At 67.2% G+C, this 22,767-nt stretch carries 21 protein-coding genes; 8 read left to right on the top strand and 13 right to left on the bottom strand.

Going from position 1 to position 22,767, the window contains the following annotated elements; translation table 11 throughout:
* The first annotated feature begins 315 nt into the window (after nt 1–315).
* Nucleotides 316–3,321, top strand: a complete 3,006-nt coding sequence (locus C7I55_RS19785) for a TonB-dependent receptor plug domain-containing protein (protein ID WP_233222317.1) — start codon at nt 316–318, stop codon at nt 3,319–3,321.
* Between the two features lie 127 nt (nt 3,322–3,448).
* On the opposite strand, the gene C7I55_RS19780 is transcribed toward C7I55_RS19785, so the two are convergent.
* The gene (locus C7I55_RS19780; protein ID WP_106514762.1) at nt 3,449–4,378 is read right to left on the bottom strand and encodes a LysR family transcriptional regulator; all 930 of its coding nucleotides are present in this window, start codon (nt 4,376–4,378) and stop codon (nt 3,449–3,451) included.
* Between the two features lie 104 nt (nt 4,379–4,482).
* On the opposite strand from C7I55_RS19780, the gene ilvD reads away from it, so the two are divergent.
* Nucleotides 4,483–6,336 carry a dihydroxy-acid dehydratase gene (ilvD, locus tag C7I55_RS19775; protein ID WP_106514942.1) on the top strand — a complete coding sequence of 618 codons (1,854 nt, stop codon included), beginning with the start codon at nt 4,483–4,485 and terminating at the stop codon, nt 6,334–6,336.
* A 122-nt stretch (nt 6,337–6,458) separates the two neighbouring features.
* Here the strand turns inward: ilvD and C7I55_RS19770 are convergent, their stop codons facing one another.
* Nucleotides 6,459–6,797 carry a hypothetical protein gene (locus C7I55_RS19770; protein WP_106514761.1) on the bottom strand — a complete coding sequence of 113 codons (339 nt, stop codon included), beginning with the start codon at nt 6,795–6,797 and terminating at the stop codon, nt 6,459–6,461.
* Between the two features lie 2 nt (nt 6,798–6,799).
* On the bottom strand, nt 6,800–7,426 hold the full coding sequence (locus C7I55_RS19765; RefSeq protein WP_106514760.1) for a hypothetical protein: 627 nt from the start codon (nt 7,424–7,426) through the stop codon (nt 6,800–6,802).
* Between the two features lie 950 nt (nt 7,427–8,376).
* Here C7I55_RS19765 and ilvB point away from each other — a divergent pair.
* Both ilvB and ilvN read left to right on the top strand, forming a co-directional pair.
* Nucleotides 8,377–10,155: a biosynthetic-type acetolactate synthase large subunit gene (gene ilvB / locus C7I55_RS19760; RefSeq protein WP_106514759.1), complete on the top strand. Its 1,779-nt coding sequence runs from the start codon at nt 8,377–8,379 to the stop codon at nt 10,153–10,155.
* On the top strand, nt 10,155–10,670 hold the full coding sequence (gene ilvN / locus C7I55_RS19755) for an acetolactate synthase small subunit (RefSeq protein ID WP_106514758.1): 516 nt from the start codon (nt 10,155–10,157) through the stop codon (nt 10,668–10,670). The genes ilvB and ilvN overlap by 1 nt, the downstream gene beginning before the upstream one ends.
* An 18-nt stretch (nt 10,671–10,688) precedes the next feature.
* Here ilvN and C7I55_RS19750 read toward each other — a convergent pair whose 3' ends face one another.
* Entirely contained in the window at nt 10,689–11,888 is a 1,200-nt protein-coding gene (locus tag C7I55_RS19750; RefSeq protein ID WP_106514757.1) for an extracellular catalytic domain type 1 short-chain-length polyhydroxyalkanoate depolymerase, read from the bottom strand.
* Nucleotides 11,889–11,951: 63 nt separating this feature from the next.
* Nucleotides 11,952–12,374 carry a CopG family transcriptional regulator gene (locus C7I55_RS19745; RefSeq protein WP_106514756.1) on the bottom strand — a complete coding sequence of 141 codons (423 nt, stop codon included), beginning with the start codon at nt 12,372–12,374 and terminating at the stop codon, nt 11,952–11,954.
* Nucleotides 12,375–12,533: 159 nt separating this feature from the next.
* On the opposite strand from C7I55_RS19745, the gene C7I55_RS28265 reads away from it, so the two are divergent.
* A complete protein-coding gene (locus C7I55_RS28265; RefSeq protein WP_158266512.1) occupies nt 12,534–12,695 on the top strand; it encodes a hypothetical protein in 162 nt (53 codons plus the stop codon).
* Between the two features lie 87 nt (nt 12,696–12,782).
* On the opposite strand, the gene C7I55_RS19740 is transcribed toward C7I55_RS28265, so the two are convergent.
* On the bottom strand, nt 12,783–13,418 hold the full coding sequence (locus tag C7I55_RS19740) for a hypothetical protein (RefSeq protein ID WP_106514755.1): 636 nt from the start codon (nt 13,416–13,418) through the stop codon (nt 12,783–12,785).
* 134 nt (nt 13,419–13,552) lie between these two features.
* Nucleotides 13,553–13,843, bottom strand: coding sequence for a hypothetical protein (locus C7I55_RS19735; protein WP_106514754.1), 291 nt, complete (start codon nt 13,841–13,843; stop codon nt 13,553–13,555).
* 482 nt (nt 13,844–14,325) lie between these two features.
* Here C7I55_RS19735 and C7I55_RS19730 point away from each other — a divergent pair, with 482 nt between their 5' ends.
* The 3 genes from C7I55_RS19730 (at nt 14,326) to C7I55_RS19720 (ending at nt 17,631) form a co-directional block, all read left to right on the top strand.
* The gene (locus C7I55_RS19730; protein ID WP_233222316.1) at nt 14,326–15,531 is read left to right on the top strand and encodes a sigma-54 interaction domain-containing protein; all 1,206 of its coding nucleotides are present in this window, start codon (nt 14,326–14,328) and stop codon (nt 15,529–15,531) included.
* Between the two features lie 121 nt (nt 15,532–15,652).
* Nucleotides 15,653–16,687: a polysaccharide deacetylase family protein gene (locus tag C7I55_RS19725; RefSeq protein WP_158266511.1), complete on the top strand. Its 1,035-nt coding sequence runs from the start codon at nt 15,653–15,655 to the stop codon at nt 16,685–16,687.
* A complete protein-coding gene (locus tag C7I55_RS19720; RefSeq protein WP_106514752.1) occupies nt 16,684–17,631 on the top strand; it encodes a hypothetical protein in 948 nt (315 codons plus the stop codon). The genes C7I55_RS19725 and C7I55_RS19720 overlap by 4 nt, the downstream gene beginning before the upstream one ends.
* A 277-nt stretch (nt 17,632–17,908) precedes the next feature.
* Here the strand turns inward: C7I55_RS19720 and C7I55_RS19715 are convergent, their stop codons facing one another.
* The 6 genes from C7I55_RS19715 to C7I55_RS19690 form a co-directional block, all read right to left on the bottom strand.
* The gene (locus C7I55_RS19715; RefSeq protein WP_106514751.1) at nt 17,909–18,286 is read right to left on the bottom strand and encodes a DUF427 domain-containing protein; all 378 of its coding nucleotides are present in this window, start codon (nt 18,284–18,286) and stop codon (nt 17,909–17,911) included.
* A 46-nt stretch (nt 18,287–18,332) separates the two neighbouring features.
* Entirely contained in the window at nt 18,333–19,199 is an 867-nt protein-coding gene (locus C7I55_RS19710; protein ID WP_106514750.1) for an AraC family transcriptional regulator, read from the bottom strand.
* Nucleotides 19,200–19,293: 94 nt separating this feature from the next.
* Nucleotides 19,294–19,899, bottom strand: coding sequence for a response regulator transcription factor (locus C7I55_RS19705; RefSeq protein ID WP_106514749.1), 606 nt, complete (start codon nt 19,897–19,899; stop codon nt 19,294–19,296).
* Nucleotides 19,896–21,071, bottom strand: a complete 1,176-nt coding sequence (locus tag C7I55_RS19700) for a sensor histidine kinase (RefSeq protein ID WP_106514748.1) — start codon at nt 21,069–21,071, stop codon at nt 19,896–19,898. Before C7I55_RS19700 ends, C7I55_RS19705 begins: the two co-directional genes overlap by 4 nt.
* Nucleotides 21,032–21,784 (bottom strand): ABC transporter permease, encoded by a 753-nt coding sequence (locus C7I55_RS19695; protein ID WP_106514747.1) that lies wholly within the window; start codon nt 21,782–21,784, stop codon nt 21,032–21,034. The genes C7I55_RS19700 and C7I55_RS19695 overlap by 40 nt, the downstream gene beginning before the upstream one ends.
* Entirely contained in the window at nt 21,784–22,692 is a 909-nt protein-coding gene (locus tag C7I55_RS19690) for an ABC transporter ATP-binding protein (RefSeq protein ID WP_106514746.1), read from the bottom strand. The genes C7I55_RS19695 and C7I55_RS19690 overlap by 1 nt, the downstream gene beginning before the upstream one ends.
* Nucleotides 22,693–22,767: the final 75 nt, after the last annotated feature.

Raw genomic sequence — 22,767 nt, 5'->3', positions numbered from 1 at the left:
AGGTGGCGCCTGGCTCGGCGCCATGTCGCGACGGGCATCCACGACCAAGGGGCTGACTACTTCGTGACCGCCCCCCCGCTGCCGGGCGCAGCCATACCGCCATGATACCAATGCCCGTTACGTTTCTGGTATAAAGTAACAAATATGAAAGAATCACGTTGACACGTCCCCGGCCGTGTGAAAACTTCCTGCATCACCGGCCGATTGGTCATGGGATTGGTTCTAACAACGACGGCGCCGGCAAAGACCGAGTGCCGCAGCGAGCCGCACGGTCCCGCCATGCAGAAGGCCGGCTTGAACAAGGGGGAACGGGCGATGACGGTAAGACCATTCTACACATTCCTGCTGTCCACCGCGGCAGCCATGACGATGTCCGCAGCAGCGCAGGCGCAGGAGGCTTCGCCGGGACCCGAGGCCGAGGCGACGGAGACCACCGCCACTCCGGCTGAGGCGACGGCACCGGAGGCGCTACCCGCGTCCGGCGACTCGGCGGAGCCGGAACTGGTGATCACCGGCTCGCGCCTGTCCTCGCGCGGGTTCAACCAGCCGACTCCGACGACCACGATCACGCTCGACGACATCCAGAAGGCCGCCCAGCCCAATCTGTTCGCCACCATCCGCCAATTGCCGTCGCTGCTCGGCAGCAGCGGCCGCACGACCCGGGTCAACAGCACCAGCAGCGGCCAGCAGGGCCTCAGCTCGTTCAGCCTGCGGGGCCTGGGCGAAGTCCGAACGCTCACCCTCCTCGACGGGCAGCGCGTGACCCCGGCCAATTTCATCGGCGTCCCCGACATCAGCCAGTTCCCGCAATTGCTGGTCGAGCGCGTCGATGTCGTGACCGGCGGCGCATCGGCCTCTTACGGCTCGGATGCGGTCGGCGGCGTCGTCAACTTCATCACCAACAAGCGGTTCGAGGGCGTCCGCGCCAATCTCCTCACCGGCATCACCACCTATGGCGACGACAAGAACGTCACCGCGCAGCTCGCCTGGGGCGGCAAGCTCGCCGACGACAGGCTGCACATCCAGGTCAGCGGCGAATATGGCTATGAACAGGGCCTGCCCCATGGCGATTTCGGAGTCAGCGGCGGGGTGAATGGCCGCGACTGGTACAATGCCGCCGCCTTCCTGACCCGGCCCAATTCGGCGACCGTCGATGGCCGACCCAAATATTTCTACATCGAGGGCGCGCAGCAATATCAATATGCCAAGTTCGGCCTGATCAACAGCGGCCCGCTGCAGGGCACCGCCTTCGGCGCGAACGGTGTTCCGTTCCAGTTCCAATATGGCTCGAACGGCGTTCCGCTCGGCAACGGTCAGGTCAGCGGATGCTTCAGCCCGTTCTGCGTCGGCGGCGATCTCAGCGGCCAGATCGGGGAGTCGCCGAGCATCGCCAGCCGGATCGAACGCATGGTCGGCTATTCGCGCGCCGGCTACGACATCGACGCCCGCACCGAAGTGTTCGCCACCGTCACGCTTGCCCGGGTGCTGTCGCGCAACTTCCCGAACATGGGCGCGGAGCGGCCGAGCCTGACCATCCAGTGCGACAATGCCTTCCTGCCGGCCTCCATTCGCACCGCCTGCGCCGCCAACAACATCACCAGCTTCGGCTTCGGCACCAGCACCGGCCAGTTCCCCGATCCGATCAAGGTCAACACGAAGCGCGATCAGCAGCGCTACGTGCTCGGCATCAACGGCCGGTTCGACACCGGCGCGACCGAGTGGCGCTACGACGCATACGGCGCCTACGGGATCAGCGACATCGCGGTCGACGTGTCCGACATCTCGCTCCAGCCGCATTTCAACGCCGCGATCGATGCCGTCGCAGGCCCCAACGGGACGATCGTCTGCCGCAGCGCGGTTGCACGGGCGGCCGGCTGCGTGCCGTTCAACGTCTTCGGCGATGTCCAGAATTCCGCCGAAGCCTTCGCCTATGTCATCCCTGAAAACGGCCCGCGGCAACGCTCCAAGCAGGAGCAGACCGTGGTCGCGTTCAACGTGACGGGCGAGCCCTTCTCGTCCTGGGCGGGCCCGGTGGCGCTCGCCTTCGGGATCGAGGGCCGGGAGGAGAAATACCGCACGACCGCCGATCCCTACGGCAATGGCATCGGCCCCGCCTCGCCGACCTCCGCTCTGTATCCGGCCGATCCCCTGCTCAACACGACCATCGGCAACAATTGGTATGCGGGCAATTACAAGAGCGGCAAGGGTCGCTACGGGGTCCGCGAGGCCTATGCGGAAGTGAACTTCCCGTTCCTCAAGTCGGAGATGCTCGGCGAGGCCAACCTCAACGCCGCGATCCGCGTCACCGATTATTCGACGTCGGGGACCGTCGAGGCCTGGAAGATCGGCGGCGTCTGGGAAACGCCGATCGACGGCCTCCGTTTCCGGGCGGTGACGTCGCGCGACGTTCGCGCTCCCAACCTCTCCGAATTGTTCGCGGCCCAGATCGTCACCAATGCCACCGTGATCTATCGCGGCAACTCGATCAACGTCCAGAACCGCGCCACCGGAAACACCGATCTCGATCCCGAAATCGCCCGCAACACCGAAGTCGGCGTCGTGCTGTCGAACCCCGGCTGGCTCCCGGGCTTCAGCGCCTCGTTCGATTATTACGACATCAAGATCGGCAACGCGATCATCGCGCTCTCCAATCAGCAGATCGTGGATCTCTGCGAAGCGGGCTCCCAGGATCAGTGCGCCAAGGTCCTGCTCGACAGCCCGATCCCCGGCACCAATTATGTCGAGGTCTCGGCGTTCAATGCCGCCAACATCAAGACTCGCGGCTTCGACATCGAGCTGTCCTATCGGATGCCCTTGTCCGGCGTCGGCCTGCCGGGCACGTTCACGCTCCGCGCGCTCGGCACCCACGTCATCGAATATGTGACGGATCCCGACGTCATCGGCGCGATCCCGACCGATACGGCCGGGGTCAACGGTCTCGTCGGCGGCGGCACCATCCCGGACTGGAAAGCCTTGTTCACCCAGAGCTGGGATACCGACAAGTTCAGCCTGAACATCTCCGAGCGGTTCGTCAGCGACGGCGTTTATTCGAACGAATGGATCGAGTGCCAGACCAACTGCCCGGTCGCGACCAACCAGCATCCGACCGTCGACGACAATTCAATGGATGGCGCGCTCTACGTGGACATCGGCGGCAGCTACAATCTTACCGAGCAGGTCAGCGCCTATTTCCGCGTCGACAACGTCTTCAACAAGGATCCCGAGCCCAACCCGCTGACCGGCGTCGGCCCGGGCATCAATCCGTTCCTCTACGACGTGCTCGGCCGGGTCTTCCGCCTCGGCGTCCGGGCAACCTTCTAGGCAGATCTCCAACCGGCCCCGTATCGCGCTCTCTCCCGTGAGCGAGATTTCAGGGGTCTCCCACTGGGGCCGGACCTATGTCCGGCCCCATTTTGTTGAGGCACTGCGGCGCGAGCGAACATCTGTCTCAGGAGGGACACTCCTGGTCCCGCCACAAGTCCCCCACCGTTTCGGCGATCTCGACGATCGCAGACACGGTCGGTGCCCGATTGTCCCGCCGCCAGGCGAGCCCGGTTTCGAGCAGCGGCGGCGTTCCGGCGAGATCAAGGTAGCGCACGCCGGTGCGGGCGAGGTGCCGCATCGAGGCGGGGACCAGAGCCATGCCGAGCCCCGCCGAGACAAGGCTGATGATCGTCTGCATCTGGATCGCCTCCTGGCGGACGACCGGGCTGCGGCCACGCGCGCGATACAGTTCCAGAACCAGCGCGTGGAAATCGGGCGACACCCGCGCCGGGAAGATGATCAGCGGCTGCGCCATCCACCCCTCGCCGGCCAGCAGGCCATCCCGGACGAGCAAGCGGCCCTCCTCCAGCCAAGCCTCCGGCACCGCGGCGACGAGCGGCTCGCGGAGCAGCGGCCGGTAGGCCAAAGCCGCGGGCAAGGCCGGCTGGATCGGGATCAGGACCGCCGCGTCGACACGCCCCTCGATCAAGGCTTCCACCTGAACGTCGCTGGTCGCCTCGGTCAGCGTGATCTCGACGTCCGGGTAGGAGGTCGAATAATGTTGCACGAGGCGCGGAAGCACATTGTAGTCGGCAGTGCTGACGAACGACAGCGAGAGCCGCCCCGCGCTTCCCTCGCGCAGTCGGCGTGCGATGTCGGGCAAGTCTCCGATCCTGTCGACCGCTGGGCGGACATGCTCGAGCCATTGCCGGCCGAGCGGAGTCAGCGCGACGCTGCGCTTCGAGCGGGTGAACAAGGGTGCGCCCACCTCCCGCTCCAGTGCCATGATCGACTGGCTGAGCGGCGGCTGGGTCATGCCGAGGCGCTCGGCCGCACGGCCGAAATGCAGCGTCTCGGCGACGGCGACAAAATGACGAAGCTGACGCAGATCCATCTGAGACACCCGACGACCTTTTAAGCCGCCTATAATATATTTCCCGACACGTCGACATCTTGCTATCCGAAGCGGACGACGAGCTTCCCGTGAAGGACAGGCGCATGCCCCATTATCGTTCCCGCACCAGCACCCACGGCCGCAACATGGCCGGCGCACGCGGGCTGTGGCGCGCCACCGGCATGAAGGACGAGGATTTCGGCAAGCCGATCATCGCCGTCTGCAACAGCTTCACCCAGTTCGTCCCCGGACACGTCCACCTCAAGGATCTCGGCCAGCTGGTCGCACGCGAAATCGAGGCGGCCGGCGGCGTCGCCAAGGAATTCAACACGATCGCGGTCGACGACGGCATCGCGATGGGGCATGGCGGCATGCTCTATTCGCTGCCGAGCCGCGATCTCATCGCCGACAGCGTCGAATATATGGCCAATGCCCATTGCGCCGACGCCCTGATCTGCATCTCCAATTGCGACAAGATCACGCCGGGAATGCTGATGGCGTCGATGCGCCTCAACATCCCGTCCATCTTCGTCTCGGGCGGCCCGATGGAAGCCGGCAAGGCCGATATCCGCGGCAAGACGGTCGCGCTCGACCTGGTCGACGCGATGGTCGTCGCTGCCGACGAGAGCTACACCGACGAGGAAGTGAAGGTGATCGAGCGGTCGGCCTGCCCGACCTGCGGCTCCTGCTCGGGCATGTTCACCGCCAATTCGATGAACTGCCTGACCGAGGCGCTCGGCCTTTCGCTGCCCGGCAACGGCTCGGTGCTCGCCACCCATGCCGACCGCGAGCGCCTGTTTCGCGAGGCCGGCCATACCATCGTCGATCTCGCCAAGCGCTGGTACGAGCAGGAGGATGCGTCGGCGCTTCCGCGCACGATCGCGAGCTTCGCGGCGTTCGAGAATGCGATGAGCCTCGACATCGCGATGGGCGGCTCCACGAACACCGTGCTCCATCTGCTCGCCGCCGCGCATGAGGGCGAAGTCGATTTCACCATGGCCGACATCGATCGCCTGTCGCGACGGGTGCCGTGCCTGTGCAAGGTCGCGCCGGCCAAGCAGGACGTCCACATGGAGGATGTCCACCGCGCCGGCGGGATCATGGCGATTCTCGGGCAGCTCGAGCGAGCGGGTCTGATCGACACGAACCTGCCCACCGTCCACGCGCCGACCATGCGCGACGCGATCGACCGCTGGGACATCAGCCGCACCGAGAGCGAGAGCGTCCGCAATTTCTACAAGGCCGCGCCCGGCGGCGTGCGCACCACGGTCGCGTTCAGCCAGAGCAACCGCTGGCACGATCTTGATCTCGACCGCACGAGCGGCGTGATCCGCTCGGCCGATCACCCCTTTTCGAAGGATGGCGGACTTGCCGTCCTGTTCGGGAACCTCGCTCCGGAAGGGTGCATCGTCAAGACCGCGGGCGTCGACGATTCGATCCTCACCTTCCACGGCGTTGCCCGCGTCTATGAGAGCCAGGATGCCGCCGTCGCAGGGATCCTCGGCAACGAGGTCAAGGCCGGGGACGTGGTCGTCATTCGCTACGAGGGCCCGAAAGGCGGCCCCGGCATGCAGGAAATGCTCTATCCGACCAGCTATCTGAAGTCGAAGGGCCTTGGAAAGGCTTGCGCGCTGATCACCGACGGCCGCTTTTCGGGCGGCACGTCGGGCCTGTCGATCGGCCATGTCTCGCCGGAGGCCGCCGAAGGCGGCCTCATCGCGCTGGTCGAGACCGGCGATGCGATCGTCATCGACATCCCGAACCGGGTGATCAGGCTGGACGTGGATGACGCGCAGCTGGCGGCGCGGCACGCGGATATGGTGGCGCGGGGCAATGCCGCCTGGAAGCCGTTCGGCCGCAAACGCCCCGTCTCGCCGGCGCTTCGCGCCTATGCCGCACTGACCACCAACGCAGCCCGCGGCGCCGTCCGCGACGTGAGCCAGGTCGAGAAGCCTTAAGGCTGTCCGACTCCGGGCGCGGGAGCGCCGGGCGGCCGAGCATCATCAAAGGGGGGCGGAAGGCACCGCGTCCGCCTGCCCGGGGCTGAGCGCTCTTCGCACGCTCGGATAGCGCCTGAGGATCAGGCCGGCTCCCGAGGCGCCTCAACCTGCACCGCGTCCATTCGCGTCGGGATCGCGGTGATCGGTGCGGGGACGGGCCCGGCCGATGACCCGCCCAGCATCGCGAGCGCCGGACCGCGGGCGGCGACCATCTCGACCTCTTGCCAGAGGACGTCGAGCAGGCCCGCCAGTTCCTGGATGTGGGGAACGTCGTGGCGTCGGACGTTGCGGTATTTCTGGGTCAGCAGCGTCACTTCCGCCAGAATGAGTCGCGTCAATTCGCCGTGCGTGTCGAGCGAGGGTATCGCCTCATAGGCCTCCAGAGCCTGCGCGCGCAGCAGGCCGTCACACTCCGCCATTCTCAGCCCCCCGAAATCTCCAGAAATCGCGTGATCAGGTCCGTGTCCGATGCCGCCACCATCCACGATGCGGCGACGACGAGCAAAAGGATCGCAGCCGCGGCAATCCAGGTCCACGTTGGAAGCGCAGCACGGCCGCTCGGTGTCTGATCCTGCCCCGCCTCGTCTCGCTCGGGGCCGAGCAGCAGCGTGACCGCGCTCGCGCTGTGTACCGGATTGGGCGTGCCGCCGTGGATTGCCGGATCACCGTGGTTCTCCAGCCGGCATCCGACCGGCACGATCCGCGGCAGCGGCTCGCTGCCGCGTCGTATCACCCCCGAGACCAAAGCGAGCTTTTCGCGGGCGAGAATGTCGCTTTGCTCCTCCAGCGCGCGTTCGATCGGATCGAGCCCCGGCGCAGAAACCGGCAGTTCGTGCACCAACGCACGGAGCTTGCGATCGAGCGCGGCGAGATCGTCGATCCGCTCCAGCACGCAGGCGCGATCGCGCCGCTCGACGGCCAATTGCAGGCGGACCACCGAAAGATTGCTGGCGCGCATCAGCATCAGCCCCCGCGCGAGCGCGTCGTTGGCCGCCGCTCCGCTCGAGCGTGCGTCCGGCGGACTGTGCGCGGCGGCTTCGGCTCCCATCTCATCTCACTCCTGCACGGGGCAGACGATCGATGCCGCTCTGCCTCGGAGAGGATTAACCGGAACGTCGGGTGAGGGAATCCCGACTGGCCGCGAAGCAGGCAGACCGTTCCGGCAACGGGACGAACCCGGCACAGCGACGGGGATTGGGCGGGCGGCGAGGCACGTGGCGTTTGCCGAGACGGCATCCTGAGGCCGTGGGAGGGAGCATCGGCGCATCGCAGATCCGACCGCGGCCGGCGCTCCCCCTCACCTTCCAGCGTGAAGACCGCGCGTGCGACGCGTCCGATTGAGGCGGCCGAGTGCGCGGATCGGCAGCGGCCGGCGATCACGCCTGCACCTCTGCCCTCCGGCCATCAGGACTCTGGAAGCAGCGGAGCGATGCGACGGTCAGGCGGCGCGATCCCGTCGCTGGTCGAGCGGCTCCGAGGCGACCCACGCCGTGCCGGGGCGCCGCTCCATCGGACGCGCGCACGATTCGCAGATCGCGACCAGGCCGCCGTCCCGCCGGAGGATGGACGCCGGGGAAACGCGGTGAAGACCGAAAAGACAGCGCAAACTCATGATCGGAACATACCGTAAACAAAACTCCTGCGCCAGCCTTTCCGACCGGCGATACCGCTTTGCGCTGCAATTGCGGCGCCGCTGTGACCGCGCCGCCACGGCGGTGCCGGCTTGCGTCGCCGCAAATTGTGGGGCATGTTCGGCGCGAACCTCGAAAAGGCGCTTTGGCGAAGATGATCCTGTTTCCAGACATCTCGATCTTTGATGACGCCGCGCCATCGGCCCGCAGCGACGCGGCGCTCCTTAGCATTATCGTAGTAGGCACCTGTTTCCATCGGGGAGACGGCACCGGCTCTGTATAATCATCGCAAACGGATGACAGACAGGACCCCCGCTCCCCACCGGAGCGGGGGTTTTCTTTTGGGTGAAGGCAAGGATCGAAAACAATGCTGACCGAACGGCCGACGGAAGACAAAGCGCAGGAGAAAAGCGGCGCCGACTGGTTGATCGAGACCCTCGACGAGCTCGGCGTCGAGTTCGTCTTCGGCTATCCCGGCGGCGCGGTTCTGCCGATCTACGACGCCTTGTTCCGCCAGGAGCGCATCCGTCACATCCTCGTTCGGCAGGAGGGCGGCGCCGTTCACGCCGCCGAAGGCTATGCGCGATCGACCGGCAGGCCCGGCGTCGTGCTCGTCACTTCGGGTCCGGGCGCGACCAACGCCGTCACCGGCATCACCGACGCGTGGCTCGATTCGATCCCGCTCGTCATCCTCACCGGCCAGGTGCCGACCAGCCTGATCGGCACCGATGCGTTCCAGGAATGCGACACGGTCGGGATCACCCGCCATTGCTCCAAGCACAATTATCTCGTCCGCCACCCCGCCGAGGTCGCGGCGACGATCCGAGAAGCCTTTCACCTCGCCACCTCCGGCCGTCCCGGCCCGGTGGTCGTCGACTTGCCCAAGAACGTCCAGGTCGCCTCCGCGCCGGCGGACACGGTGCCGGATCGGATCGCGCATCGCGGCTATCGCCCGGCGGGCGCGCCCGCGTCGGCCGACATCGACTCGGCGATCGAGATGCTCGCCGCTGCGACCCGGCCGGTTTTCTATACGGGCGGCGGCATCATCAATGCGGGCCCGGAGGCGAGCCGGCTGCTGCGCGAGCTGGCGGCGCTGACCGGCGCCCCCGTGACCTCGACGCTGATGGGCCTCGGCGCCTTCCCGGCCTCGTCGCCGCAGTGGCTCGGCATGCTCGGCATGCACGGCACCTACGAAGCCAACATGGCGATGAACCGCGCCGACCTGATCGTCTGCATCGGCGCCCGTTTCGACGATCGTGTGACCGGGCGGCTCGACGCTTTCTCGCCCGGGTCGATGAAGATCCACATCGATGTCGACCGCTCCTCGATCAACAAGAATGTCCGTGTCGACCTGCCGATCGTGGCCGATGCCGGGCAGGCGCTCGCAGCGCTGATCGAGACCTGGCGCGCCAGGGGCAAGACCGCGGGCAATCTCTCTCACTGGTGGACGATGATCGAGGGCTGGCGCGCCAAGAAGTCGCTCTCCTACCCCGCCTCGCGTGCCGAGATCATGCCGCAGGCGGCGATACGGCGACTTTGGGAGATGACGCGGGAGCGGCACCCGATCATCTCGACCGAGGTCGGCCAGCACCAGATGTGGGCGGCACAGCATTTCGATTTCGAGGATCCCAACAAGTGGCTGACCTCGGGCGGCCTCGGCACGATGGGCTACGGCCTGCCGGCCGCGATCGGCGCCCAGCTCGGCGATCCCGAGGCGCTGGTTATCGACATCGCCGGCGAGGCCTCGATCCAGATGAACATCCAGGAGATGGCGACCGCGGTTCAGTATCGGCTGCCGGTCAAGGTCTTCATCCTCAACAACGAATATATGGGCATGGTCCGCCAGTGGCAGGAGCTGACCTATGCGAGCCGCTATTCGGAAAGCTATTCGGCCGCCCTCCCCGACTTCGTGCGGCTCGCCGAGGCTTATGGCTGGAAAGGTATCCGCATCGAGCGGCCGGAGGATCTCGACGCGGGGATCGGCGAGATGCTCGATTACGCCGGCCCGGTCATGGTCGATTGCCGGGTGGCGAAGCTCGCCAATTGCTTCCCGATGATCCCATCGGGCGCCGCCCATACCGAGATGATCCTGCAGGCGAACGAGGTTTCCGGCGAAATGGACGACGAAGCGAAGGCCCTGGTTTGATGCACCTCCCTCCCGAAGCCGCCGAGCGGCATACCCTCTCCGTCATCGTCGACAACGAAGCGGGCATCCTCGCGCGCGTCGCCGGATTGTTCTCGTCGCGCGGCTACAATATCGAAAGCCTGACCGTTGCCGACGTCAGCGGTGATTCCGCGCTCAGCCGGATCACCATCGTCACCTCGGGCTCGCCGCACGTGATCGAGCAGATCATCGCCCAGCTCGAACGGCTCGTGCCGGTCCATAAGGTCACCGATCTCACCGCCTACGGCCCGCACGTCGAGCGGGAGCTTGCGCTGGTCAAGGTCGCCGGCACCGGCGAGCACCGGATCGAAGCGATGCGCCTCGCCGACATCTACCGCGCACGCGTGCTCGATGCGACCACCGGCAGCTTCGTGTTCGAGATCACCGGCAGCAGCGACAAGCTCGACACGTTCATCGCCCTGATGCGCGAGGTCGGCCTGGTCGAAGTGGCGCGGACCGGCGTCGTCGCGATCGCCCGCGGCAAGGACGCGGTATGAATAGTGCCTCGGCGAAGCTCAGGCTTCGCCGAGGAAGAACCGCACCATTTCCCGGCTCGCATCCGGGCCGCGCGGATCTGTGTAGGATCCCTTGGCGCTGCCGCCGGACCAGGCGTGGCCGGCGCCGTGGATCACCCACTGCTCGACCATCGGCGTGCCGGCGCCGTCGCTGTGGACGATGCGCGTGAACGCTCGCCCCTGCGCCTCGCCTTGTGCGGTCGTCTGGCGCAGCGACGCGGTGCCGAATTGCGCCACCACCTGATCGCCGTTCACCGGGTTGACCGTCTTGTCGCCGTCGCCGTGGAACACGATCGTCCGCACCGGCCGCGCCGCGCCCGAGACCTTGCTCGGGCGACCGCCGCCGCGCTGCATCGCCGTGAAGGCCGACGGCATGTCGCGCGCGGCCCCGCAGGCGAGCCCAGAATGCACGCCGACCGCGGCAAAGAGATCGGGATAGCGCGCCCCGAGGATCGCTGCCGCGGCGCCGCCCGCGGACAGGCCGGCGGCGAAAACGCGTGCCGGGTCGATACCATGGCTGGCGATCACCGCGCGGGTGATTCCGGCCAGCAGAGCGGCCTCGCCGCCATCGCGCGCCTGGTCCGCGGCGTTGAACCAATTCCAGCATTTCGAGGAATTGGCCGACGACGGCTGCTCGGGATAGGCGACCAGGAAGCCCTGCTCCTCGGCGAGCGCGTTCATCCCGGTCCCGAGTGCGAAATCGTCCGCCGATTGGGTGCAGCCGTGCAGCATCACGATCAGCGCCGGCGAGGATTGCACCCGGCTCGGCACATAAAGTTTGTAGGTGCGCTGCCCACCGGGCTCGGCATAGAGATGCTGCTCGAAGCGCGCCCCCGCCGGGATCTCGGGGGTCGCGGCAGGCATTCCTGGCTTGAGCCCGTGTGCCCCGGGGAAGCGCCCGAGACCGCCCAGGCCGTCGCTGGTGCCGAGCGCCGAAAACGCCTCCCGTGCCTTGGCCGTGAACGCGTTCATCGGCGCCATCGCCGGAGCGTCGCTTTGCGCGTCGGGCGGAAGGGCCCAGAACGCCGTGTCTCCGCCGCGCGGAAGCAGATCGATGATCTCCTCCTGATGGCCGTCCGAGCCGACGGGGGCGACATGGGACGTCGTTCCCCCCTGAAGCAGCGAAGTCGCTTCGGCGAGACGACCGGCCCTGGTGAGCCGGGTCGCCTCCATCATGTCCTTCATCGATACGCGCTTCATGTCGGGTCCTTTGCACTGGCGGCCGAGCGGCCGCGGAAAATCATTGTTTCTCGTGTTCGCGCCTCAGCGCATTCGGTCGGCAAGCGCGGCCTTCACCGCTGCGCTGGCGTGAAGCGCCCCGAGCACTCGAAGCGACATGATCGTCTCGCGGGCGAGCTCGGGGCTCACATCGTCGGCGATGCTCAGCAATCCCAGAACCTGAAGCTCCAGCGTGTCTCCGGCCGCCTTCACGGCTTCGAGCTCGGCACGATCGATCCGGCTCAGCCCGAGATCGAGCTGCTTGCGCCGCACCGACTTGCGGACCTCTTCCCCGTGCCGCTCCAACTGGTTGCGGATAGCCGTGCGGATGAAATCCGTGCGGTTGGAATAGAATCCATCCTGCACGAGAAGATCGATCTGGCCGAGGTCGACGAAACCGAGATTGATCGTGATCTTCTCGCTGTCGGGCACCCTCGCACGCGGCGGCACCACCTTTACCTCAGCCATTCCGCCATCCTCTTACCATCCACATGGATGGTATATGGTACAGCCGGGTTTTCAATCAAGGTTTGGTGAGGACATCGCCACGCCCCGTCCCGCCCTTGCGGGGGCACCGGGCACAGGCTCGCCGGCCGATCGTTATGCTCTCATCATAGGAGAAAGACCGTGAGCGACCGCGTACCGACCGAGGATCCAGCCCCCGATCGCAATCCCAAAAAGGGCGACATGGGCAAGGGCAGCCTCGAGCAATCGATGAAGGGCGGCGAGCCCTCGCGTTCCAACCAGGGACCGCGCAAGGTGCCGATCCCCGGAAAGGACAAGGTCTGACATCGCGTTGCCGCCACGGGCCGTGCAAAAACGCAAGGGGCGCTGCCGTCCGGCAACGCCCCTCGTCTGCTGACCGGATCGCGATCGTCAGATCGTGTCGCGGTGATCGATCTTCGGCTTGGCCGGTGCTGCCGCGGCGGGCGCCGCCGGTGCCGGCGGCGCGGCGGGCGGCGCGACCGATGGCGCCGCACCGCAATCGCCCTCGACCTTCTCGGTGACCAGCGGCGCCTTGCCCTCGCCCTGCGATACCATCTGCACCGAGCGGCTGCACGTGCTGCCGCCGACGCTGGTCGAGCTGAACGAATAGCTTACCAGACCGGCCGGCGCCGTCTGGCCGCCCGAGGTCAAGGTGAGCCCCGGGGCGGCGCCGGTGCGCGCACCGCCGGCAGCGGCAGCACCGCGGGCGGCAGCGGCCTGGCGCAGCATCACGTCCATATGCCGATCCATCTCGGCAGCGATCTGGTCGAACATTGCGAACGGCGCGAACATGTCGTCGCCAATCAGCGAGATCGGCGGTGCCACCCGGCGCACGGGCACGACCACCAGGGTCGGCGGCACCGCGCCGCGGTAGCGGACCTGCTGCACCGATCCATCGGGCAGCATCACCCGCACTATCTTGGCATCGGACGACACGGTCTGCACCGGATGTCCGGCGGCCGTCGCAGCGCCCGCAAGCACGAGCGAGCCGGCCGCGGCGAAAAGGGCCTTGGTCAACATTCGCATGCGTTTCTTCCTCCGCGTGAAGGGAATGTGAGGTGCCGAATTTGTGAATTCGATCCTGAACGCAGGATTACCGCCAGCGTGGCTCCCACCGCACACGCGGCACAGGTCGCCGAGGCCAGACGGCGAGTTCCGCTTCAGAGCGCATCCGGATCGGCGCGTCGAAACGCCCATATCCGCGGTGTCTCGGTAACCGGGGCGAGTCCGCCGTGGATCAGAGTGGCGAGCCGCCGCTTCACATGGGGCACTTCGGCGGTCGGCCGCTCGGAGAGTCGCACGCGGCGCATCGTCCGGACCCGCGGCGCCGCATCCGTTCCGCTCAGCGCGGCCAGGATCGCACCCGCATCGTCGCGGATGCTCGCCAGCAGGGCCATGACCCCGCAGAGAAAAGCGAGCAGGAAGAAGATCGCAAAACCGTCCTGAACCATAAGAAACCTCCGCGGGCTCAACCCTCGGACCATGCCCGTGTTCCCTGCCCGCTAGGCGCCCCCTCGTCGCAAGCCCCTGACAGGCCTCGCAAAAGTGCGCAGGCCGGTGACCATCCACGTGCCGCCGAGCCGCTCATCCTCCCATCCGGCCGTGCCCTGCGGCCGGCCGGCCGCCCCGCGCGCGTAGAAAATTCTCCAGGATATTTGCTGTAGGGAAGACCACGCGTGGCGTTTACATTTTGTTAACCATGAGAGCGCTCGTCGACCCTGATATTCCCGAGCATTTCCAGGCACTTGCAAAAATCGGGGCCGTGAACCATTGATCGATCCGTTTCCGCAACCCGCCAGACGTGCTTCACCCTGCCGATCGTCGTTTGCACATTATTAACTATCTCCGGTGGATTAGAGGCTCCAGCAGAGACGCTTGGGGGAGCAGACATGATCGTTTCCAGCCGGAGCAGCGCAGCAGGGGATCGCACTTCGTGACGGCGTCATGGCACAAGGCCGCCTTCGCCGGACCCGATGCGGAAAGCCTGATCGTCGGCGTCAGCCCGATCATGGCCGAGATCCGCTATCTCGTCCGCCAGGTTGCGCCGAGCAACGCCTCGGTGCTGGTCACCGGCCCGTCCGGATCGGGCAAGGAGATGGTCGCCCGCGCCGTGCATGCGGAAAGTGCGCGCGTCACCGGCAACTATGTCGCGGTCAACACCGGTGCGATCCCGCGCGAGCTGCTCGAATCCGAATTGTTCGGCCACGAAAAAGGCTCGTTCACCGGCGCGGTCAGTCAGAAGAGCGGCCGCTTCGAGGAGGCTCATGGCGGCACCCTGTTCCTGGACGAGATCGGCGACATGCCGTTCGAGATGCAGGTGAAGCTGCTGCGGGTGCTCGAAGAGCGCTCGGTCCAGCGGGTCGGCGGGCGCGGCGAGATCACCGTCGATACGCGGATCGTCTCCGCCACCCACCGCGACATCGAGCAATCGATCGCCGACGGCCGCTTCCGCGAAGACCTCTTCTACCGGCTTGCCGTCTTCCCGATCGATCTGCCGAGCCTTGCCGAACGCCGCGAAGACGTGCCCCTGCTCGTGCGTCACTTCCTGGCCCAGAGCGGCAATGCCGTGCGGTTCGATGGCGCCGCGATCGACCGCCTCGTCGCCCACCCGTGGCCCGGCAATGTCCGGGAGCTGCGCAACGTCGTCGAGCGCGGCGCCATTCTCTTCGCCGGCCAGACCATCGGCGCCGAGCAGACCGAAACCATCCTCAGCCGCAGGGTCAAGGGCTTCGTCCGCAACGCAGCGCCCTGTGCGCCGGGCGTGGCGGAAGGCCCTGCCTCATGTGCCGTCACGCCGATCCGACCGATCTCCGTGCCGCGCGCGAGCGAGCTACCCTTCCCTTTTCCGGGGGCCGAAGCGGACGAGGCGGCGGTAGGCCATGCGCCCACGCCGAACCCGTCACCGCTGACCGAACCCGTCGCGATCGCGCAGCCGGACCTGATCCGAGTGCTAGACGCGGCGTTCGGAGACACGCCGGTCGATTTGCGGCAACTCGTCTGCGACCTCGAGGCCCGCTACATCTCCGAAGCTCTGCGCCAATCCGAAGGCGTCGTCGCCGACGCCGCCCGGTTGCTGTCGCTCCAGCGCACCACCTTGATCGAGAAGATGCGCAAGCACGGCCTCGCCAAAGCGGCATGAGGCTTGGACGCCCGCCTCTGAGCGGAATGCCGGCGTCGCCGGCTTAGGAAGTTGGCAATCCATATCGGCTAGGCCGGAAGGGGGTCAGCGAACGGGGGTTGGTTTGCTCAAGCGGAATCTCTTGCAGCTGGCGCGTCACACCGGTTTGCCGGTGCTCTCCAGAGCGCTTACCTCGGGCCACCTGCGCATCCTCGGCTATCACGGCCTTTGGGTCACCCCGGGCTACCAGTTCGGCAATTGCAGCTTCATGGCCCCGGAGACGTTCGAACGGCGGATGGCGCTGCTGCGACGCTCCGGCCTGGACGTGCTGTCCCTGGACGACGCCGTGACCCGGCTTTCCGCGGGAACGCTCTCGCGGCCGTCGGTGGTGATCACGATCGACGATGGCTGGGTCTCGACGCTCACCCACATGCTGCCGATCCTCGAGAAATACGAACTGCCGGCGACGCTCTATGCGACCACATGGTATTCCGGAAGCGGGTTGCCGGTCTCGAACATGGCGATCCGCTATTTCCAGGAAGCCTCCGGGCGCAGCGACCTGCCAGCGGCACAGCTCGTCACCGAGGTCGACGCACTTCCGCCCGCGGAACGGACGGCCTGGCTCCGAGCGCTTGGGCGCAGCCTTGGCGTCGACGAACATTGGCTGGAAACGCGTCAGTTCGAGATCATGCGCCCGGATGAGCTGCGTGCGGCACATGGGCGGGGGCTGGACGTGCAATTGCACACCCACCGCCACATCGAGGTCGACGACCATGTCGATCGGCTCGCGGCCGAAATCGCCGAGAACCGCGCCTTTCTCGCCGACGCGATCGGTCCGAAACACCTCGCCCATTTCTGCTACCCCTGCGGCGCATTCCACCCTGCCGCTCCGCAGATCCTGGATGCCTGCGGCATCCGATCCGCAACCCTCGTCGAGCACGGCCTGAACCCGCCCGGATCCGACCTGCTCATGCTCCGGCGCCTGCTCGACAGCCGCAGCATCGCCGATGCGGAGTTCGAAGCTTATCTCTCTGGAATGCTTCACTTGCTCCACGCGGCACGATCCGCGGCGGCGCGCGCGACGGGACGCAGGCAAGGCCCCGTCTCCGACGCTCGCTCTTCCGGGGAACGGAGCCACGACGGCCAAATGCACGCGTCCCCGCGGAGCCTTTCATGATCGCCGATATTCAGCAGAACATGCCGGAGATCCCGGCCGATACGCTGTTCAGGAAATGGCGCGGTCGGCTCCCCTATCGGAATCGGCTCGCAGAGGTTTCCCAGTCCCTGGCCCGCGCCTTTCCCGAGCTCGGCCGCGCGGCGGGTCAGTTGGATTTTGCCCGTTTCGAGTCCGCCTCGGCATCCCTTGCGCCGGTGTTCCGCTATACCGACCCCGGCGAGGAGGCGATGGCGCTCTGGCTCTCCCTGCCCGAGCCGGCGCGTGCGCCCTGGCTGTGCGCCCTGATGCTCTCGCACATCGAGAATTTCGAGGCCGCCTTTCCGCGGACGGGGCTCGCCCCGGAATTCGCCCTTCACTATGTCGACGCCTTCCACCGTATCCTCGATCAGATCCAGGCGGATCCGGGCTTCGCCGATCTGCGCGCGGACCGCTTCCTCAAGGATCTGTGGCTCGTTCGCCTTGTGATGATCCCTGGCTTTGCGCAGCTCTGGTGGCCGCATTCCGGCCTCTCCGCGAAAACCGTGTTGCGCGCAGGTCCGGCCGCTGCGGCCCATGTCTTCCTGCGCTGCCGGGGGCGCGCGCCGATGCTGGAGGGGCATACCCACGATCCGGTCGCCAAGGCCTATTGGAACGAGCCGGGCTGGCGCGAGGCGCTGCGCCTTGCGGCGCTCGCGCTTCCCGCCTTGCCCCACGTGCGGGGCGTGTTCGGCAGCGCCTGGTTCTACGATCCGGCGATCACGCGGATCAGCCCCCGGATCCAGTTCGCACAGGCGCTCCAGGTCGATCATGGCGCGTTCCGGATGAGGATCGGCAGCAACGAAAGCGCGATCGCCAACGCGACTGCGACCTCGGCCGATCGGCGCGCGCGCTATGAGGAGGGCAGCTACCTGCCCACCGATTACGCGATCATCTGGTCGCGGGACGACCTCGTCCGTGCTTATTGAGCAGGGACGCAGCAGCCCCTGCACAGTGACCGGCGGGCGGCCTGAACGTCGATCCGCCGGCAGCGTCACCGACGTCGCCGTCTCCGCGGCTCTGCCCGGCACGCTTGCGCCGGGACGCTACGATCTGCTGCTGAGCCTGCCCGATCCCGCTGGCGCTTCGGAAACGCGCCGAATTTGCGATCCGCCTCGCCAATCGCGACATCTGGAAAGAGGGGACGGGCTATAACCGCCTGCTGCTCTCCGTCGACATTCGCCGCTGAGCCGAGCTGCGAACCGCTCAGCTTTCCTTTTCGGCGATGGACACGCGCTCGGGATAGAAAGCGAGGTGGCCGGCGATATCTGCCACGGCATCGAACGGCTGCTCATAGGTCCAGACCGCATTGCGGCCGGGTTCGCCCAGAGAGACGATGTCGAAATAGGCTGCTTCGCCCTTGTACGGACAATAGCTGGAATGCGCGGAGCGCTTCAGCGCCCCCATGTCGACATCCTCGCGGGGGATATAGTGAACCGCCGGGTAGGAGGCTTCGCGCAAGCTCAGCGCATTGCCCGTGTCGCCGATCACGGTCTCGCCGGCCCGAACGATGATCCGTCTCGGATTGGGCTCGACGATGATCGGGTGCCCCGCATGGGGGACCAGCTGCGGCCGTTGGGACATCGAGAATCTCCTGTTCGCAATGCCTGAGATGGTGCTGCCGCAGGCTTTATGCCAGCGGCAGATAGATGTCGGCGCGGAGTTCGGCCTCCGCGACCTCCTCGGGATCGTCGAGATAGTGGACGAAGGCGGGGGCGGAGCCGATCTCGCAATCGGCCTGCAACAGGGTCGCGGCATAAAGACGGTCGATGCTGGCGGGCATGTCGTCATAGCAACCGAGATGGCGCAGCCGCGCATGGCTGCCGCCGCCAAGGTGCAGTTCGGCAAGCTCGCCGGTCGGGCGCCCCGCACTTCCCACAGCGAGGGCGCAGTCGCACCGACAGGCCTCGGCAGGGGTGAATCGCGGATCGTCGTGCGGTACGCCGTAGATGCCGCGCAGATCCTTCATCGGAATCTGCGCCAGGACGAGATCGAACAGGCGGGTATAGCTCCCGTTCAATTCCGCATAGTCCCCGACATTGCGGATCGCGAGCAGGCGGAACGGATCGACGGACACGATCTCGACCGAGAGCGCGGGCGCCGTCGCGCCCGGCGGCGGCGAGCGGAGTTGCGCCGCAAGCGACTCCAGCGTCTCCGCTCCGCCCCGTGCTGCGCTGGCGGAGGTGCCGGCCTGGCGCCGCAAGGCGCGTGCGAAACCCTGCGGCGTGGCATAGCCGCTCGCCCCTGCGGCCTGGGTGATCGTGCCCGCTGCGGCCAGCGACGGCAGCGTCCGCGCAAGCCGGATCCGGCGCACGGCCTCCCCGACAGTCTCGCCGGTCATCAGGCGAAAGATCCGATGGAAGTGGAATTCGGACATCGCCGCGACGCCGGCCAGCTCCGCGAGCGTCGGGGCGCGCCCCTCGAACGTGAGATCCTCGACATGCTGGACTACACGCTCGATCCGCTCGGCGTAGAGCTGGCGTTGGCTCGGTTTCATCTCGTCCCTCCTGGTTGCTCGTCCGCCGGTCTAGAGATGAGCACCAGCACGGTCGGTCCCGCTCTTGCGCAATTCACGCGCGCGAGCTTCACGCTCAAAGCCAGCCATTCTCGCGGGCGATGCGGCTCGCCTCGATCCGGTTCGCGGCACCAAGCTTGGCAGCCGCCTCGGAAAGGTAATTGCGCACGGTACCGGGCGAAAGCGCCATCGCGCGGCCGATTTCCTTGTTCGAACGGCCGTCCTGCGCAAGCCGTAGCACGGCGCGTTCCCGGTCGCTGAGCGGATCGGCCGGCGCGAAGGCGGCCACCGAGGCGAGTTCCGGGTCGATCACCCGACCGCCCGCGGCAACCCGGCGGATCGCATCCGCCAGCCGGTCCGCCGGGCTGTCCTTGAGCAGATAGCCGCAGACTCCCGCGTCGATCGCGCGCCGCAAATAGCCGGCCCGGCCGAAGGTCGTGACGATCAGCACCCGTGTCGGTACGCCGCAGTCCTTGAGCCGGGCGGCGACTTCGATGCCGGTGAGCCCCGGCATCTCGATGTCCGACAGCAATATGTCGGGCTGCAGGCCGCGCACCAGCTCCAGCGCCTGCGGCCCGTCCGCCGCCCGTCCGACAATCTCCAGATCCGGCTCGAGCGCGAGCAGCGACGCGATCGCGCCGAGCACCAGCGCCTGGTCCTCGGCGATGACGATCCGGATCACGAAGCCGCCGCCGGCACCGCCGCCGAAATCTCGGTTCCGCCTGCACCCGCCCCGATCCGCAGGCGACCGCCCGCCGCCGCCAGGCGCGCGCGCATCCCCTGCAGCCCGGCGCCTTCCTGAAAGCTCCCGCCCTGCCCGTCGTCGGTCACGTTCAGACGGATTTCACCCGCGTCGTTCACGAGCTGGATCCGGCAGCGGCTTGCCTCGGCGTGGCGAATCACGTTCGTGATCGCTTCCCTCAGCGCCATCGCAAGCACGGCGCCGTTCGCAGCGGGGACCGGCAGCCCCTCTCCTTCGACCTCGCAGGCGATGTCGGCCGTGGCGAGCGCCGCGCGGGATGCCTCGATTTCCCGTGCCAGGCCGGCGTGGGCCATGCCCGAAACCGTGGCGCGAACCTCCGCCAGTGCGCCCCGTGCGGTCTCCGCGACCTCGCTTATCTCGCGCGCGGCCGCATCCGCATCGGCGTGAAGCAACCGCCCGGCAAGATCGGATTTGAGCGCGATCAAAGTCAGCGTGCGGCCGAGCAGATCGTGCAGATCGCGGGCGATCCGTTCCCGTTCCGCTTCCTGGGCCAGCAACCGCACTTCCTCCTGCGCCTTCAAGAGCGCACCATGTTTCTCGCCGAGGGCCATGCCGGCCATCTTGGCGTAGACCACCATCGTTTCGAACACGGCGAGCATGGCGACGAAATACCATGGTGTTCGAAGCGCGATCGCCGCGGCGACCGAGGCAAGCACCAGCATCGCGACGATCGGCACGGCCTTGCGCGCCGGACGAACTTCCGCGGCCGTCGAACAGGCGTAAACGGCGAGCACCGTCCAATTGCCTCCGAACGGGATCATCGCGAACGACAGCAACAGCATCAGCACGGCGGGAAGGATGATCCGGACGCCGCGCTGCCGGGACGCGCAGACGTAGAGCGCCAGGAACAGGATCAACCCGGCGCCGGAGGCGATCAGATCGCGCAGGCTCGGGCGCTCGACGAGCCAGGTCACGCCGAAAAGCGGCAGGTAGATCAGCCAGATCCAGGGACGCTGGACGTCGGCTATGCGTTGATACCAGCGTTGCTCGGAAGCGGAAGAGGGCGCGGCCTGTCGCATGGCGGCCATGCTCGCCTGCGGCCCGGCGGCGGTCAAGCCGGGCTCCGCCGCCAGCCCCGCAGTGCCAGCCACGCCGCCGCCGCCGTGATGAACACGAGCGCCGCGACATGCCACGGCGCCGATCCCTGCGGCGGCACACCGATCGTCGACAGCGCGATCTGGCCGAGATGGAAGGACGGCGTCAGCCAGGCCGCCTGCTGCATCCAGCCCGGCAGGATCGTGATCGGCATCCACAGGCCGCCCAGGATCGAGAAGCCGAGGTACAGCGCGTTGGCTGCGGCGATCGCGCCCTTCGCCCCCACACGCATGCCGATCGCGAAGCCGAGCAGCGCGAACGGGATCACCGACAGCAGGTGGACGATCACCAGCAAGGCCCATTGTTCCGGCGGCAGGCGGACTCCGCCGATCAGGGACAAGGCGTAGATCATCGCCAGCGCAAGCGCCGCCATCGCTCCGGCGGAGACCAGTTTCGCGCAGATGTAGGCGCCGGCCGGAAGCGGTGACACCCGCTTGAGCTCGATCAGCCCGTTCTCCCGTTCGACGGCGACGCCGGCGCCGAAGCCGAACAAGGCCGGCCCGGTGGCTGCGAACACGCCGAACGTCGCCAGCGAATAGGCCGCCGCGCCTGGCCCGGCCTTGTTGAGCATGACGGCGAACAGGCCATAGAACAATGCCGGCGTGAGGATCGTCGGCAGCGCGAACTGCGGCAGGCGCAGATTCTTGCGCAGTTCCGCGACGCTCTCGCGGGCGAACACGCCGGCCGGACGGGCAAGTGCATTTTCCATCATGCTGCCTTTCGAATGGTGGCGGAAAGATCGCCGAGCGCGTCTTCCAGCGAGGCCGCGCTGATCGTCAGATCCGAAACCGACGGATCCGCCCCGAGCAGCGCCCGCGCCGCAACGGCGCCGTCGGCGACGAGCAAGGTCGCTGCGCCGCCGCTCCGACGGACCGACCGGACGCCCGGCAGCGCCGCGAGCGCCGGATCGGGAAGCATCGTGCGGCAGCGTATGGTCGATCCGGCGACATCCGCCTTGATCCCGGACGGCGTGGCGTCGGCGACGATCCGGCCGTCGTCGATGACGATGATGCGATCGGCGAGCGCATCCGCCTCCTCCAGATAATGGGTCGTCAGCAGCACCGCGGTCCCCGCATCGGCTTCGGCACGGACGCTGGACCAGAGCCGCCGGCGCGCCTCGTGATCGAGGCCGGTCGTGGGTTCGTCGAGGACCAGCAAATCCGGCTGTCCGCAGATGGCGAGCGCGTAATGGAGCCGTCGGAGCTGTCCGCCGGAAAGCGCGCCGGCACGCCGCTTTTCCAGTCCCTCGAGCCCTGCCAATGCCATCGTCTCGTGGATCTCGCGTGGTCGGCGATAATAGCCGGAATGCAGGGACACCAGCTCCCGCACCGTCAGCACGTCCGGAAGCCCGGCGCTCTGCAGCACCACCCCAATGCGCGCACGCGCCGCGGGGCGCCCCGGATCGAGCCCGAACAACTCCGCCTCGCCCGCGTCGGGCGCGAACCTGCCGGTCAGCACGCCCACGGTCGTGGTCTTCCCGGCGCCGTTCGGCCCGAGCAGGGCGGTCACTTCGCCGGCCCGCACCTCGAGGCTGATTGCGTTCAGTACCGGACGGCCGCCGAGCGTCTTGGTGACGCCCCGCAGCCGTGCGACCACTGCCATTCCATTCCTGTCCATTCTACCCTCCTGGCTGTGTCCAGGTATCGGCGGGAGGGGCACGGGAGGCCAGTGTGGGCCGTCATGGCCTTGGGG

The organism is Allosphingosinicella deserti, assembly GCF_003012735.1.
Lineage (GTDB): Bacteria > Pseudomonadota > Alphaproteobacteria > Sphingomonadales > Sphingomonadaceae > Allosphingosinicella > Allosphingosinicella deserti.
Note: the sequence above shows the minus strand (reverse complement) of the source record. Positions and strands in the feature narration are given on the sequence as shown.